Origin of the sequence: Micromonospora sp. NPDC047738 (assembly GCF_040642675.1) — a bacterium.
Classification (GTDB): domain Bacteria; phylum Actinomycetota; class Actinomycetes; order Mycobacteriales; family Micromonosporaceae; genus Micromonospora.
Map to the genome: position 1 here is coordinate 68,375 of NZ_JBEYSO010000021.1, position 15,015 is coordinate 83,389.

General features: G+C 74.1%; 11 protein-coding genes and 1 riboswitch. Of the genes, 10 read left to right on the top strand and 1 reads right to left on the bottom strand.

Annotated elements, in window-relative coordinates:
• Nucleotides 1-2: 2 nt before the first annotated feature.
• From coaBC to ABZ783_RS26845, 8 genes are all read left to right on the top strand, one after another.
• Nucleotides 3-1,211, top strand: coding sequence for a bifunctional phosphopantothenoylcysteine decarboxylase/phosphopantothenate--cysteine ligase CoaBC (gene coaBC / locus ABZ783_RS26810; RefSeq protein WP_357442665.1), 1,209 nt, complete (start codon nucleotides 3-5; stop codon nucleotides 1,209-1,211).
• 85 nt (nucleotides 1,212-1,296) lie between these two features.
• Entirely contained in the window at nucleotides 1,297-2,502 is a 1,206-nt protein-coding gene (metK, locus tag ABZ783_RS26815; protein ID WP_357442667.1) for a methionine adenosyltransferase, read from the top strand.
• A 59-nt stretch (nucleotides 2,503-2,561) separates the two neighbouring features.
• Complete coding sequence (locus ABZ783_RS26820) at nucleotides 2,562-4,694, top strand: primosomal protein N' (protein ID WP_357442669.1); 2,133 nt, start codon at nucleotides 2,562-2,564, stop codon at nucleotides 4,692-4,694.
• Nucleotides 4,695-5,042: 348 nt separating this feature from the next.
• Nucleotides 5,043-6,026: an AAA family ATPase gene (locus ABZ783_RS26825; RefSeq protein WP_357442671.1), complete on the top strand. Its 984-nt coding sequence runs from the start codon at nucleotides 5,043-5,045 to the stop codon at nucleotides 6,024-6,026.
• Nucleotides 6,027-6,214: 188 nt separating this feature from the next.
• Nucleotides 6,215-6,775 carry a peptide deformylase gene (def, locus tag ABZ783_RS26830; RefSeq protein WP_073835274.1) on the top strand — a complete coding sequence of 187 codons (561 nt, stop codon included), beginning with the start codon at nucleotides 6,215-6,217 and terminating at the stop codon, nucleotides 6,773-6,775.
• Nucleotides 6,776-6,779: 4 nt separating this feature from the next.
• Nucleotides 6,780-7,706, top strand: a complete 927-nt coding sequence (fmt, locus tag ABZ783_RS26835; RefSeq protein ID WP_357442673.1) for a methionyl-tRNA formyltransferase — start codon at nucleotides 6,780-6,782, stop codon at nucleotides 7,704-7,706.
• Nucleotides 7,707-8,035: 329 nt separating this feature from the next.
• A complete protein-coding gene (locus ABZ783_RS26840; RefSeq protein WP_357442786.1) occupies nucleotides 8,036-9,382 on the top strand; it encodes a transcription antitermination factor NusB in 1,347 nt (448 codons plus the stop codon).
• 551 nt (nucleotides 9,383-9,933) lie between these two features.
• Nucleotides 9,934-11,685 carry a M28 family metallopeptidase gene (locus ABZ783_RS26845; RefSeq protein ID WP_357442675.1) on the top strand — a complete coding sequence of 584 codons (1,752 nt, stop codon included), beginning with the start codon at nucleotides 9,934-9,936 and terminating at the stop codon, nucleotides 11,683-11,685.
• 49 nt (nucleotides 11,686-11,734) lie between these two features.
• On the opposite strand, the gene ABZ783_RS26850 is transcribed toward ABZ783_RS26845, so the two are convergent.
• Entirely contained in the window at nucleotides 11,735-12,625 is an 891-nt protein-coding gene (locus ABZ783_RS26850; RefSeq protein WP_357442677.1) for a septum formation family protein, read from the bottom strand.
• A gap of 336 nt (nucleotides 12,626-12,961) precedes the next feature.
• On the opposite strand from ABZ783_RS26850, the gene rpe reads away from it, so the two are divergent.
• Together rpe and ABZ783_RS26860 are read left to right on the top strand one after the other, a co-directional pair.
• Complete coding sequence (gene rpe, locus ABZ783_RS26855) at nucleotides 12,962-13,642, top strand: ribulose-phosphate 3-epimerase (RefSeq protein ID WP_357442679.1); 681 nt, start codon at nucleotides 12,962-12,964, stop codon at nucleotides 13,640-13,642.
• On the top strand, nucleotides 13,536-14,600 hold the full coding sequence (locus ABZ783_RS26860; RefSeq protein ID WP_357442681.1) for a response regulator: 1,065 nt from the start codon (nucleotides 13,536-13,538) through the stop codon (nucleotides 14,598-14,600). Before rpe ends, ABZ783_RS26860 begins: the two co-directional genes overlap by 107 nt.
• Before the next feature lie 81 nt (nucleotides 14,601-14,681).
• Nucleotides 14,682-14,853, top strand: a riboswitch (FMN riboswitch).
• Nucleotides 14,854-15,015: the final 162 nt, after the last annotated feature.

A 15,015-nucleotide genomic window follows, 5' to 3' on the forward strand; every position in this document is an offset into this window, starting at 1 on the left:
CGATGTCCGCCGAGATCGTCCTCGGGGTCGGCGGCGGCATCGCCGCCTACAAGGCGTGTGAGCTGCTCCGGCTCTTCACCGAGTCGGGTCACCGGGTCCGCGTCGTGCCGACCGCGTCGGCGCTCCGGTTCGTCGGGGCGCCGACCTGGGCCGCGCTCTCCGGCCAGCCGGTCGCCGACGACGTCTGGTCGGACGTGCACGAGGTGCCGCACGTGCGCCTCGGTCAGCACGCCGATCTGGTCGTGGTGGCTCCCGCCACCGCCGACCTGCTCGCCAAGGCCGCCCACGGGCTCGCCGACGACCTGCTCACCAACACCCTGCTGACCGCCCGTTGCCCGGTGGTGCTCGCCCCGGCCATGCACACCGAGATGTGGGAGCACCCGGCCACCGTCGCCAACGTGGCGACCCTGCGGTCGCGGGGCGTGCGGGTGATCGAGCCGGCGGTCGGCCGGCTGACCGGCAAGGACACCGGCAAGGGCCGGCTGCCCGACCCGGCGGAGATCTTCGCGGTCGCCCGGCGGGCGCTCGCCCGGGGCGTCGCCGCCCCGGCCGACCTCGCCGGCCGGCACGTGGTGGTCACCGCCGGCGGCACCCGCGAGCCGCTCGACCCGGTCCGCTTCCTCGGCAACCGCTCCTCCGGCAAGCAGGGCTACGCGTTCGCCCGCGCCGCCGTCGCCCGGGGCGCCCGGGTCACCCTGGTCTCCGCCAACGTCACGCTCGCCGAGCCGGCCGGCGTGGACCTGGTCCGGGTCGGCACCACCGAGGAGCTGCGCAAGGCGACCCTCGAGGCGGCCGCGGACGCGGACGCCGTGGTGATGGCCGCCGCCCCCGCCGACTTCCGGCCGGCGGCCTACGCGCCCGGAAAGATCAAGAAGGCGGACGACGGCAGCGCCCCCACCATCGAGCTGGTCACCAACCCCGACATCGCGGCGGAGCTGGGCCGGCGCCGCCGGCCGGAGCAGGTGCTGGTCGTCTTCGCCGCCGAGACCGGCGACGCCGAGGCGAACGGCCGGGCCAAGCTCGCCCGTAAGCGGGCCGACCTGATCGTCATCAACGAGGTGGGCGTGGACAAGGTCTTCGGCGCCGAGACCAACGCCGCCACGGTGATCGGGGCGGACGGTGCGGTGCACCGACTGCCCGAGCAGCCCAAGGAGGACCTGGCCGACGCGGTCTGGGACCTCGTGGTCGCCCGGCTGATTGAGCAATCCTGACGGTTGGTCACCGCGCATTCCAGGGGTCACCCTGGGAGACAGGTGACTAAACTGCCGCCGAGCGACCTTTTCAAAGAGTTTTCACATGCTTAGGAGTGCCGTGACACGTCTCTTCACGTCCGAATCGGTCACGGAAGGCCACCCGGACAAGATCGCCGACCAGATCAGTGACGGCATCCTCGACGCGCTGCTCGCCCAGGACCCGCACAGCCGGGTCGCGGTCGAGACCCTGATCACCACGGGCCAGGTCCACGTCGCCGGTGAGGTGACCACCAAGGCGTACGCGGACATCCCGACCATCGTCCGGGACACCATCCTGGAGATCGGGTACGACTCGTCGAAGAAGGGCTTCGACGGCGCCTCCTGCGGTGTCAGCGTCTCCATCGGCGCCCAGTCGCCGGACATCGCGCAGGGCGTGGACAACGCGTTCGAGCTGCGTACCGGCTCGTCGGAGAGCGCGCTCGACGCGCAGGGCGCCGGCGACCAGGGCATGATGTTCGGCTTCGCCTGCTCGGAGACGCCCGAGCTGATGCCGCTGCCGATCGCGCTCGCCCACCGGCTGGCCCGCCGCCTCGCCGCCGTGCGCAAGGACGGCACCATCCCGTACCTGCGGCCGGACGGCAAGACCCAGGTGACCATCGAGTACGACGGGCTGCGCCCGGTCCGGCTCGACACCGTCGTGGTCTCCAGCCAGCACGCGGCCGACATCTCGCTCGACTCGCTGCTCACCCCGGACATCCGGGACCACGTGATCACTCCCGAGCTGGAGGGCCTCGGTCTCGACATCGACGGCTACCGGCTGCTGGTCAACCCGACCGGACGCTTCGAGATCGGCGGCCCGATGGGTGATGCCGGCCTCACCGGCCGCAAGATCATTGTCGACACGTACGGCGGCTACGCCCGGCACGGTGGCGGCGCCTTCTCCGGCAAGGACCCGTCCAAGGTGGACCGCTCGGCCGCGTACGCGATGCGCTGGGTGGCCAAGAACGTGGTCGCCGCCGGCCTCGCCGAGCGCTGCGAGGCGCAGGTCGCGTACGCGATCGGCAAGGCCCACCCGGTCAGCCTCTTCATCGAGACCTTCGGCACCGAGACCGTGCCGGTCGCCTCGATCGAGAAGGCCGTCGCCGAGGTGTTCGACCTGCGCCCGGCCGCGATCATCCGGGACCTCAACCTGCTCCGCCCGATCTACCAGCAGACCGCCGCGTACGGCCACTTCGGCCGGGAGCTGCCGGACCTGACCTGGGAGAGCACCGACCGGGCCGCCGACCTCAAGTCGGCTGCGGGAGCCTGACCGCGACCAGGCGCAGCGACCGGCGACCCGCCGACGGGTCGCCGGTCGCTCGCGTCTGCGTGGACCTGCCCCTGGCCCACCTCGACCGGCCGTTCGACTACCTGGTCCCCGCCGAGCTGGACGCCCAGGCGCGGCCCGGGGTGCGGGTGAAGGTGCGCTTCGCCGGCCAGCTCGTCGACGGCTGGCTGCTGGACCGGGTGGCGGAGTCCGACCACCCCCGGCTGGCGTACCTGGAGAAGGTGGTCTCGCCGGTGCCGGTGCTGGCGCCGGAGGTCGCCCGGCTGGCCCGCGCGGTCGCCGACCGGTACGCCGGCAGCCTCGCCGACGTGCTCCGGCTCGCCGTGCCGCCCCGGCACGCCCGGGTCGAGAAGGACGTCACCGCAGCCGCGCCGCCCGGCGACGCCGGACACCCGGCCGCCGCGGCTGCGACGACCGGCGGCGCCGACAACTCGGCCGCAGCGGCGACGACCGGCGGCGCCGACAACTCGGCCGCCGCGGCGACGACCGGCGACGCCGACGGTCCGGGCGGGGAAGGCGCCACCGCCGGGGCCGACCCGTCGGCCGCCGAGATGGTCGCCGGGCCGTCGCCGCAGGCGGTCGCCCGACCGTCCGCGCCGGCCGGCGGCGACCGGACCAGCGTGGACCCGCGCGGGTGGCGGGACTACCCGGCCGGGCCGGCCTTCCTGCGGGCGCTCACCGACGGGCGGGCGCCGCGCGCGGTCTGGTCCGCGCTGCCCGGGGAGGACTGGGCGGCCCGGTACGCGGACGCGGTCGCCGCCACCGTGGCCGGTGGCCGGGGCGCGCTGGTCGTGGTGGCCGACGCCCGGGACCTGGACCGCCTCGACGCCGCCCTGACCGGCACCCTCGGGCCGGGCCGGCACGTCTGCCTCTCCGCCGCGCTCGGCCCGGCCCGGCGCTACCGTGCCTTCCTCGCCGCCCTGCGGGGCGACGTGCCCGTGGTGATCGGCACCCGGGCGGCGATGTTCGCCCCGGCCGGGCGGCTCGGCCTCGTGGCGATCTGGGACGACGGCGACGACCTGCACGCCGAGCCCCGGGCGCCGTACCCGCACGCCCGGGAGGTGCTGCTCACCCGGGCCCAGCTCGACGCGGCGGCGGCACTGGTCGGCGGGTACGCGCGCACCGCGGAGGCCCAGCTGCTGGTGGAGACCGGCTGGGCCCGTGAGGTGGTCGCCGACCGGGCGACCGTACGGGCCCGGGTGCCGGCGATCGCGCCGACCGGGGACGACCCGCAGCTGGCCCGGGACCCCGGCGCGGCCTCCGCCCGGCTGCCCAGCCTGGCCTGGACCACCGCCCGGGACGCGCTCCGCGCCGACCTGCCGGTGCTGGTCCAGGTGCCCCGCCGGGGCTACCTGCCCTCGGTCGCCTGTGCCGACTGCCGGACGCCGGCCCGCTGCCCGCACTGCGCCGGGCCGCTCGCGTTGCCGGCCGCCGACCGGGTGCCCGCCTGCCGCTGGTGCGGCCGGGTCGCCGCCGCGTACGCCTGCCCGGAGTGCGGTGGACGGCGGCTGCGCGCCGCGGTCACCGGCGCCCGGCGGACCGCCGAGGAGTTGGGGCGCGCCTTCCCGGGGGTGCCGGTCCGCACCTCCGGGCGGGAGGAGGTGCTGAGCACGGTGCCGGGCGGGGCGGGCCTGGTGGTCGCCACGCCGGGCGCGGAGCCGGTCGCCGAGGGTGGCTACGGGGCGGTGCTGCTGCTCGACTCGTGGGCGCTGCTCACCCGGGCCGACCTGCGGGCCGGCGAGGAGGCGCTGCGCCGCTGGCTGGCCGCGGCCGCGCTGGCCCGCCCGGGCGTGACGGGTGGCCGGGTGGTGGTGGTCGCCGACGGCGCCCTCGCCCCGGTGCAGGCCCTGCTGCGCTGGGACGCGGCCTGGTTCGCCGTCCGGGAACTGGCCGAGCGCCGTGAGCTGGGTTTCCCCCCGGCGGTACGGATGGCCAGCGTCACCGGTGTGGCGGACGCGGTGGCGGACCTGCTCGCCGGGGCCCGGCTGCCGGACGGCGCGGAGGTGCTCGGTCCGGTCCCCGCCGACGAGGGGCGGGAGCGGATGCTGGTCCGGGTGCCCCGGGCCCGGGCGGCCGCGCTCGCCGAGGCGCTGCACGAGGCGGCCGGACAACGCAGCGCCCGTAAGGCCGCCGACCCGGTCCGCCTCCAGGTCGACCCGCTGAGCCTCTTCTGATCACCCCGCCTCCCACCGCCCCGCGCTCCGCCGGCCGCGCCGCTCGCCACGAGGGGCAGACCGAGGTACGCCCGGGCAGCGTGGCCGTCCGGCGTCGGATGGCCACGCTTTCCGGGAATCTTCGGGTGTTTCGGCAGGTCCGCAGAGGCGTGCCGCACACCTCGTCCGGCAAATGGGTAGAGACTGCGTGATAGCATCGCCCGTCATGCCCGGGGGTGCGACGCAGGCGAGAGCGCGGTGACGACGGCGCCAGGTCGTGGCGCGGCGTCAGGCGCGCCGAGCTGGGGTTGTCGGGGGCGACGCCAAATCGATGATGTCAATCAGCCGGTGAGCAGGGGTGGACCAGTCGTGACCGTCCGTCAATCGATCGTCTTCAACGGTGACCTCGGCAGCGGCAAGAGCACCGTCTCCGTCGAGATCGCCAAGCGGCTGGGGCTGCGCCGGGTCAGCGTCGGTGACCTCTACCGGCAGATGGCCCAGGAGCGGCAGATGACCGCCCTCCAGCTCAACCTGCACGCCGAGCTGGACCAGGCCGTCGACGGGTACGTCGACCAGCTCCAGCGGGACATCGCCGCCTCCGGCGAGCGCCTGGTGATGGACTCCCGGCTGGCCTGGCACTTCTTCACCGACGCGCTCAAGGTGCACATGATCACCGAGCCGACCGAGGCGGCCCGGCGGGTGCTGGCCCGCCCGTCCGGCCCGGCCGAGAGCTACACCTCGCTGGAGGAGGCCCGGGCCAAGCTCCGGGAGCGCAGCGAGAGCGAGCGCGGCCGGTTCCTGGTCCGGTACGGCGTCGACAAGGCGCGGCTGCGTAACTACGACCTGATCTGCGACACCACCCGGGCCACCCCGGAGCAGGTGATCCAGCACGTCATCGACGTGTTCGAGGGGCGGCTCGGCGAGGACGTGCTGCGTGAGGGCCAGCCGTTGCTGCTGCTGGACCCGGCCCGGGTCTACCCGACCGAGGACATCGCCACGCTGCGGGGCCTCTGGGACTCCGAGTTCGTCGGTGACGTGGCCGAGGCCGGCGACGAGGCCCTGGAGCCGCTCACCATCGGCTACACCGGGGAGTACTTCTTCGTGGTCGACGGACACCGCCGGCTCAGCGCCGCCCTGCAGAACGGCTTTCCGCTGGTGCCCGCCAAGCTGGTCGCCGAGGTCGACGAGCCGGTCGTCGGCGGGATGAGCGCGGTCGACTACTTCGCCGCCCAGGTCAACCCCAGCCTGATCCACGACTGGGCGGCCGCCCACGGGATCGCGCTGCCGCTGCCCGAGCACGCCCTGCTCGGCGGGGACGCGGTGCTGGCCGGGGAGCCGGGCGCCGGCGCCTGAGCAGGGGGCGGCGTCCTGGCCGGGCCGCCCGGGCGCCGGGTCCGGCTCACCTGCGTGGCTACGCCACCCTGCCCGTCACCGAGGGTGACGGGCCGCCGGGCGCCGATCGCGGTACGCCGGCGGGGGCCGCAGGGATGACTCCGTAGACTGGTACGGCACCACTCGTTTCAGACAAGGAGCCACTCCGCGTGACCGTTCAGCCCATCCGTCTGTTCGGGGATCCGGTGCTGCGCACGCCGGCCGACCGGGTCGTCGACTTCGACGCCGAGCTGCGCAAGCTGATCGCCGACCTGACCGACACGATGCGCGAGCAGAACGGTGCCGGCCTGGCCGCGCCGCAGCTCGGGGTGGGCCTGCGGGTGTTCACCTTCGACGTCGACGACGTCCTCGGGCACCTGGTGAACCCGGTGCTGGAGTTCCCCGACGAGGAGGAGCAGGACGGCCCGGAGGGCTGCCTGTCCATCCCCGGGCTCTACTTCGACACCAAGCGCCGGCAGAACGTCATCGCCAAGGGCTTCAACGGCTACGGGGATCCGCTGCAGATCGTCGGCACCGGCCTGATGGCCCGGTGCGTGCAGCACGAGACCGACCACCTCGACGGGGTGCTCTTCGTCGACCGCCTCGACCCGGCCGGCCGGAAGGCGGCCATGAAGGCGATCCGCCAGGCCGAGTGGTACGACGCGGGTGCCCCGCCGACCGTCAAGCTCAGCCCGCACGCCGCCGGCAACCCGTTCGGGCTGGGGCGGTGACCGGGTGCGTCTGATCTTCGCCGGCACGCCGGCCGTCGCCGTCCCCGCCCTGGACGCCGTCGCCGCGTCCCGTCACGAGCTGCTGGCCGTGGTGACCCGTCCCGACGCGCCCGCCGGCCGTGGCCGCGGCCTGGTCCGCTCGCCGGTCGGCGCCTGGGCCGACGCGCACGGCGTCGAGGTGCTCACCCCGGCGAAGCCGCGCGAGCCCGAGTTCCTGGACCGGCTCCGCGAGCTGGCCCCGGACTGCGTGCCGGTGGTCGCGTACGGCGCGCTGGTGCCGCCGGTGGCGCTGGAGATCCCCCGGCACGGCTGGATCAACCTGCACTTCTCGCTGCTCCCCGCCTGGCGGGGCGCGGCTCCCGTGCAGCACGCGGTGCTGCACGGCGACGAGGTGACCGGCGCCAGCGTCTTCCAGTTGGAGGCGGGGCTGGACACCGGCCCGGTGTACGGCACGCTCACCGACGAGATCCGCCCCACCGACACCTCCGGGGATCTGCTGGAGCGGCTCGCCCACGCGGGCGCGGGTCTGCTGGTGGCCGTCCTCGACGCGCTCGAGGACGGGACCGCCCGGGCCGAGCCGCAGCCCGCCGACGGGGTGTCCCTCGCGCCGAAGCTGACCGTCGAGGACGCCCGGGTCCGCTGGACCGACCCGGCGTTCGCCGTGGACCGGCGGATCCGCGCGTGCACGCCGGCCCCCGGCCCGTGGACGACCTTCCGCGGCGACCGGGTGAAGCTCGGCCCGGTCACCCCGGTGGCCGGTGGCCCGGAGCTGAAGCCCGGCGAACTGCTGGTCGAGAAGTCCCACGTGCTGGCCGGCACGGCCACCGTCCCGGTGCGGCTCGATGAGGTGCGGGCGGCCGGCAAGAAGGCCATGTCGGCGAGCGACTGGGCGCGCGGCGCCCGGGTCGTCGCCGGCGAGGAGTTCGCGTGACGGGGCCGGCCGAGCCCCGGGACGAGCGCTTCTCCGCCGGCGGGCCGCGCGGCGGGTCGGCCCGGCCGCCCGCCGGTGACCGCGCGGGACGGCCCCGCGACGGCGAGCGCTCCGGTGGTGGCGAGCGCGGTCCGCGGTACGCGTCCGACGACGCCGGCCGCTCCGGCGGTGGGCGCGGCGCGGGACGGTACGCCGGTCCCGAGCGCTCCCGAGAGGGCCGCCGGCCCGTCGGCGGGGAGCGGGCCGAGCGCCCGGCCCGGCCGGGGGAGCGGTCGCCTCGCGAGGGGCGCTTCGGCGCCGGCCGCCGGCCCGGCCGGCCGACCGTCGACCTGCCGCGGCACGTGGCGTACCAGGCGATCGCGGCGGTGCACCGGGACGACGCGTACGCCAACCTGGTGCTGCCGGCCATGCTGCGCGACGAGGGGATGGCCGGACGGGACGCCGCCTTCGCCACCGAGTTGACCTACGGCACGCTGCGGCACACCGGCACCCTGGACGCGATCATCACCGACGCCGCCGGCCGGGACGTGCAGCGGATCGACCCGCCGGTGCGGGACGCGCTGCGGCTCGGGGCATACCAGCTGCTGCACACCCGGGTCCCGGCGCACGCGGCGGTCTCCTCGACCGTGGACCTGGTCCGGGCGGTCGGCCCGGGCGCCACCGGCTTCGCCAACGCGGTGCTCCGAGAGGTGGCCACCCGCGACCTCGACGGCTGGGTGGCGAAGCTCGCCCCGTCGGAGCAGACCGACCCGATCGGGCACCTGGCACTGGCGTACAGCCATCCGCAGTGGATCGTCCGGGCCTTCGCCGAGGCGCTCGGCGGTGACCTGGGTGAGACGAGGCGGCTGCTCATCGAGGACAACGAGCGCCCCCCGGTGCATTTGTGCGCCCGGCCCGGCCTGGTCGACCCGATCGAGCTGGCCGACGAGGTCGGCGGGGCGCCGGGTGCCTTCTCGCCGTACGCCGTCTATCTGCCCGGCGGGGCGCCGGGGGAGCTGCCGGCGGTGGCCGAGGGACGCGCCCACGTCCAGGACGAGGGCTCCCAGCTGGTGGCGAACGCCCTGGCGGTCGCGCCGCTGGACGGCCCGGACGGTCGCTGGCTGGACCTGTGCGCCGGGCCCGGCGGCAAGGCCGGCCTGCTCGGCGCCCTCGCCGCGCAGCGCGGCGCCCGGCTCACCGCGGTCGAGGTGGCCGAGCACCGGGCGCGGCTGGTCGCGCAGGCCACCCGGGGCCTGCCGGTGAACGTGCTGAACACCGACGGGCGTACGGTCGGCTCGGATCCGAAGCTGCCCGAGGACCACTTCGACCGGGTGCTGGTCGACGCCCCGTGCACCGGGCTCGGTTCGCTGCGCCGGCGGCCCGAGTCCCGCTGGCGCCGGCAGCCGTCCGATCTGCCGCCGCTGACCCGCCTGCAGCGGGAACTGCTCACCGCGGCGCTGCGCGCGGTCCGTCCGGGCGGGCTGGTCGCGTACGTGACCTGCTCGCCGCACATCGTGGAGACGCACGTGACGGTGACCGAGGCGTCCCGCCGGGCGGGGTTCCCGGTCGACTTCGTCGACGCCCGGCCGCTGCTGCCAGCGGGTATGCCGGGGCTCGGGGACGGGCCGACCGTGCAGCTGTGGCCGCAGCGGCACGGCACCGACGCGATGTTCCTGGCGGTGCTGCGGCGGGGCTGAGCAGCCACGTCCGGTGCCGCCTGGAGCAGACCCTGACCGGCCTTTTGCCCCGTGCCTGCCACCCGCCGGGCCTCCGCGGCCCGGCGGGTCGCGTGTCTCTTTTGCGCGCTACGAACTTGGTGGCGTGAACGATCCAGGGCGGTGTGACGCGGGCTGGCGGCTGACGTGAGTCATCTGCGCCATCAAGGTCGTACGCACGGCGAAGCCATCTGGCCGTGCCGGGCGGCAGTCCTTGACGGGCTTTGGGAGTTGATGTCGTCAACGGCTCAGCCGGTTCGTCAGGTGGTGTGCCCGGGAAGGGGCCTGGCCGGTGAGTCGTTTGTGATGTCAGCTCCAAAGGCGGACTGCGGTTGTCGTCCGTCGGCGCGGGCGCACACACGCGCGGGGTGGGGCATCTCGGCTGGGGGAGTGGGCATGCGGGATGTGACACCCCGTTGACTATTCGATCGACGCATGTAACTGTTCCGATCGCCGGTCCGTCGACACCGAGGGCCGCGCCGGAGCCCACGCGTCGCGCCCACCCCGCCCCGCCGACCCCACGAGGAGTCCACATGAGACACCGCACCCCGACCGCGGGCCTCACGCTCGCCCTCTTCGCCGCCGTGACGGCGACCCTGGCCGGTGCCCCCGCCTCTGCCGTCCCCGCGCCGGTGGCCGCTGCGCCGGTGGCCGCCGCGCCGGCCCTCGCCCTCGCGGCGCCGGACATCTCGGTGACCAACGTGCAGGCCCACCTCACCCAGTTCAACACCATCGCCACCAGCAGCGGGGGCAACCGGCGGGCGGGCTCGGCCGGCTACACCGCCTCGGTCGCCTACGTGAAGGGCAAGCTCCAGGCCGCCGGCTACACCGTCACCGAGCAGACCTGCACCACCTGCACCTACCCCGGCAGCAACCTGATCGCCGAGTGGCCGCAGGGCCCCGCCGACCAGGTGGTCATGTTCGGCGCCCACCTGGACGGCGTCTCCGCCGGCCCGGGGATCAACGACAACGGCTCCGGCTCGGCGACCCTGCTGGAGAACGCGCTGGTGCTCGCCGCGCAGAACCCGACCATGACCAAGCGGGTCCGGTTCGCCTGGTGGAACGGCGAGGAGCAGGGCCTTCAGGGCTCGAAGCACTACGTCAACCAGCTGACCACCACCCAGCGGGGCTACATCAAGGGCTACTACAACTTCGATATGGTCGCCTCGCCCAACGGCGGCTACTTCATCAACCGGGTCACCTCCACCACGGCCGCCCCGCTGAAGGCGTACTGGGACTCGCTCAATCTCCAGCCGGAGGAGAACACCGAAGGACAGGGCCGGTCCGACGACTACTCGTTCGCCAACGCCGGCATCCCCACCTCCGGCTACGCGGCGGGCGCCAGCTACACCAAGACCGCGGCGCAGGCCAGCAAGTGGGGCGGCACCGCGGGGGCGGCGTACGACGGCTGCTACCACCGCTCCTGCGACACCACGAGCAACATCAACGCGACCATCCTCAACCGCGCCGCGGACGGGATCGCGTACGCGATCTGGCAGCTCGCGGTAGGCGGCACCCCGACCAACGACTTCTCCGTCGCGGTGAGCCCGACCTCGGGCAGCGTGGCCCGGGGCGGTACCACCACCGCGACCGTCAGCACCGCCACCACCAGCGGGAGCGCCCAGACGGTCAGCCTCTCCGCCACCGGCGCGCCGAGCGGGGTGACCGTCTCGTTCAGCCCGTCCTCGGTCACCTCGGGCGGCTCGGCCACGATGACCGTCTCCGCCTCGTCGACCGCCGCCACCGGCACCTGGACCATCACGGTGACCGGCACCGGCTCGGTCACCCACAGCACCAGCTACACCCTCACCGTGACCGGCACGGGCGGCTGCGCCGGCGGGCAGCTCATCGGCAACAGCAGCTTCGAATCGGGCACCACCCCGTGGACCGCCAGCTCGGGCGTGATCACCAGCTCGTCGAGCCAGCCGGCCCGCACCGGGTCGTACAAGGCGTGGCTGGACGGGTACGGCACCAGCCACACCGACACGCTCTCGCAGTCGGTGACCCTCCCGACCGGCTGCGCCAGCTACACGCTGGCCTTCTGGCTGCACATCGACACCGCCGAGACCACCACGACCACGGCGTACGACAAGCTGACCGTGCAGGTCGGCACGACCACGTTGGCGACGTACTCGAACCTGAACGCCGCCGGCGGCTACCAGCAGCGGACCTTCAACCTGGCCGGGTACGCCGGGCAGACGGTGACGCTGAAGTGGACCGGCGTGGAGGACGCCTCCCTGCAGACCAGCTTCGTCGTGGACGACGTGACGCTGCAGGTCGGCTGACCGGTCGACGGGGCGGGACCGACCGGGGTCGGCCCCGCCCCCGCGCGGCTCACCGGACCGGCAGGGCCTTGCTGCCGGCGCCCTTCAGCGATTTCGTCAGCGTGCGCTCCGACACCCAGAGGAAGCACTGCACGCCCCGGTCGCCGTTCGTCCACTCCTCCTCGAAGGGGTGGTAGATGATCGTGCCGGACCGGTACTGCATGTCGCTGTTGTTCGGCACCTTGACGTACTTCGCGATCAGCCCCTGGCACGCCTTGTGTGCCCGCAGCGAGGTGCGCTTGAACTCGGCGTACGTGATGTCGGGGAACTGGTAGACCCCGACGAACTCGGCGTGGTGCTTGGCCGTGCAAGCGACCGGCTGCATCTGCTCGATGTCGTCCTTCTTGAGCTTCGGGTTGTAGCAGCCAAGGGTCAGCGGGGATCCCGGCGCCAGGGCGCCGCGCAGGCTGGCGGAGCGGGCGGTCACGCTGCGGTCGTCCAGGCTGGCCACCTCGGAGAGGTCGCAGCGGAACCAGCGGGCCCCACCGGCCCAGGCCGCCGGCGACGGGAAGACGACGGAGAGTTGCAGCCGTCCCGACCGCCAGTCGGCCCCGACCGCCTTGCTGACCCGCCCGTCACACTCCGCGTGCGCGGTCCGCATCCCCGTGGACCCGGCGCGCGGGGGTGCTCCCCGGTCGGCGTCCGGGCCGGACAGCGTGCCCACGTGCAGCGTCTCGCTGCGGTGCGACGCGGCGCAGTCGACCGGGTTGTAGCCGCTGAGGTAGCCGATGTCCTGGATCGTGGGATGGCAGACCCCGGCCTCCGGCAGGAAGGCCTTGGCCGCCGGAACGACGGGCCAGTCGTCGGTCAGGTCCCGGTCCACCCCCGCCGGCGCGCCGCATCCGGCGAGCGCCAGTGCCACCGTCATGCCGACGGCTAGCGCCGTCCCCCATCGCCGCATCGCGCACCGACCTCCCCGTCGCCGACCGCCTGCTTCGACCGTTTCCGGCTCGGCGCGCGCCGCGCCGCGACCCCCGGAACGGTCGACTGCCACGGCGGTGCAGCATACGGCACCGGCGCTCAGATTACGGGGAGTCCCTCCGGCACCGACTGTCGTGACCGTCCCTGTTGGAGTGTCGCCGGCTTCCGGTCGTTCGGCCGGTGGCGGACGGCCTTTCGTGCCGAGTTCCCGCATTCGACGGGTTGGTGCCGCACCGGGGGTCACGTCTGGATCACAGCGAGTCTCCGTCGGTGCCGCGCTGCGGACGGCGGGTGACCGCGTTCGTACACTGGCCCGGTGACCGTACCGCCGCCGATCGTCGCGCCCAGCATCCTGGCCGCCGATTTCGCCCGCCTCGCCGACGAGGTCCGCGCCGTCGAGCACGCCGCCGACTGGTTGCACGTGGACGTGATGGACAACCACTTCGTGCCGAACCTGACCATCGGGTTGCCGGTGGTGCAGAGCCTGCGCGCGGTGACCCAGCTGCCCTTCGACGTGCACCTGATGATCGAGGACCCGCGTCGCTGGGCCCCCGGGTACGCCGACGCCGGCGCGTACAACGTCACCTTCCACGCCGAGGCGTGCGACGACCCGGTGGCGCTGGCCAAGGACCTCCGCTCGGCCGGCGCGAAGGCGGGGCTGGCCATCGACCGGGACACCCCGATCGAGCCGTACCTGGAGCTGCTGCCCAGCTTCGACACGTTGCTGATCATGACGATCAAGGCCGGCTTCGGCGGCCAGCGGTTCATCCCGCAACTGCTCGACAAGGTGCGTACCGCCCGGGAGCACGTCGACAGCGGCCACCTGGAGCTGCGGATCGAGGTTGACGGCGGGATCGCCGCCGACACCATCGAGCAGGCCGCCGCGGCGGGTGCCGACGCCTTCGTCGCGGGCACCGCGGTCTACGGCGCCGACGATCCCGCGGAGGCGGTACGCCGCCTGCGCGCCCTGGCGGAACGCGCGGCCCACGGGGCCTGACGTGGACCCGGCCGGCGAGCGACCCGACGTCATCCTGGTCGTCGACGACGACGAGGACATTGCCCGTTTCGTCGAGTTCAACCTGCGCCTGCACGGTTTCGAGGTGCTGCACGCCAGTGACGGCCAGGAGGCCCTGGACGTTATCGAGCAGCAGCGGCCGGACCTGGCCGTGGTGGATCTCATGATGCCCCGGATCGACGGCCTGGAGCTGACCCGGCGACTACGCGCCGACCCGATGACCTCGGCCCTCCCGGTGATCATGCTGACCGCCAAGGGGATGACCTCCGACAAGGTCAACGGCCTCAGCGCGGGCGCCGACGACTACCTGGTCAAACCCTTCGACACCGCCGAGCTGGTCGCCCGGGTGAGCTCCACGCTGCGTCGCAACAAGGAGTTCCGCGAGGTCTCCCCGCTGACCGGGCTGCCCGGCAACAGCCGGATCCGGCGGGAGATCAGCGACCGGGTGCGCAACGGCGCCGACTACGCCGTCGGGTACATCGACATCGACCGGTTCAAGAGCGTCAACGACCGGTACGGCTTCGTCCGCGGCGACGAGTTCATCTCGGCGCTGGCCCGCAGCCTGCATCGGGCGGTGGTGTCGATCGGCCTGCCGCCGGCCTTCCTCGGCCACGTCGGCGGTGACGACTTCGTCATCGTCTGCACCCCCGAGCAGGTCCGCCCGCTGACCTTCCGGGCGGTGGAGGACTTCGAGAAGGCCGCCGACGCCCTCTACGACCCGATCGACCGGGAGCGCGGCTTCGTCGAGCTGAAGGACCGGCGGGGCAACATCCGCCGGGCCGCCCTGGTCACCCTCTCCATCGGGGTCTCCCTCTCCGATCCCGGGAAGCGCTTCACCAACCCCCTGGAGGCGATCGCCGTCGCCTCCGAGATGAAGACGGTCGCCAAGAGCCAACCCGGGTCGTACGTCGCGGTCGACCGCAGGCGCGGCGTTACGTGATCGTGCGGTCTTCCCTGTGAGGTACCTCGCCTATGTGGCGCGGCCCCCCACCCGGCGTGTAAGACTTCCGATGTACCCACCACGCGCTGGCGGGGCTCGGTGAAATTCCGAACCGGCGGTGATCCACGGTCCGACCGTGGTAAGCCCGCGACCCGGACGGCTCTGCCGCCCGGTGGACCTGGTGAGAATCCGGGGCCGACGGTTGGGGCGCGGCTCGTCCGCCCCCAGACAGTCCGGATGGGAGACAGCGCGCGGGACGGGGAGGCCCCTGCCGGCCGCTGACACCCTCAGCCGCCGCGTGGGCTTCTCGGGGTCGGCGCTGCCGTCCCCGGATCTCCGCCGCCGCGTGTCCGCGGCATCCGTGCCGACTCCCAGCCCCGCCCGCGCGACCGGCGAGCGAGAGGGCAGGGGCAGG

Coding starts and splice junctions, on each gene's coding strand:
- ABZ783_RS26850 (WP_357442677.1), bottom strand. CDS start 12,625: ATGCGGCGATGGGGGACGGCGCTAGCCGTCGGCATGACGGTGGCACTG.
- metK (WP_357442667.1), top strand. CDS start 1,297: ATGCTTAGGAGTGCCGTGACACGTCTCTTCACGTCCGAATCGGTCACG.
- coaBC (WP_357442665.1), top strand. CDS start 3: ATGTCCGCCGAGATCGTCCTCGGGGTCGGCGGCGGCATCGCCGCCTAC.
- ABZ783_RS26845 (WP_357442675.1), top strand. CDS start 9,934: ATGAGACACCGCACCCCGACCGCGGGCCTCACGCTCGCCCTCTTCGCC.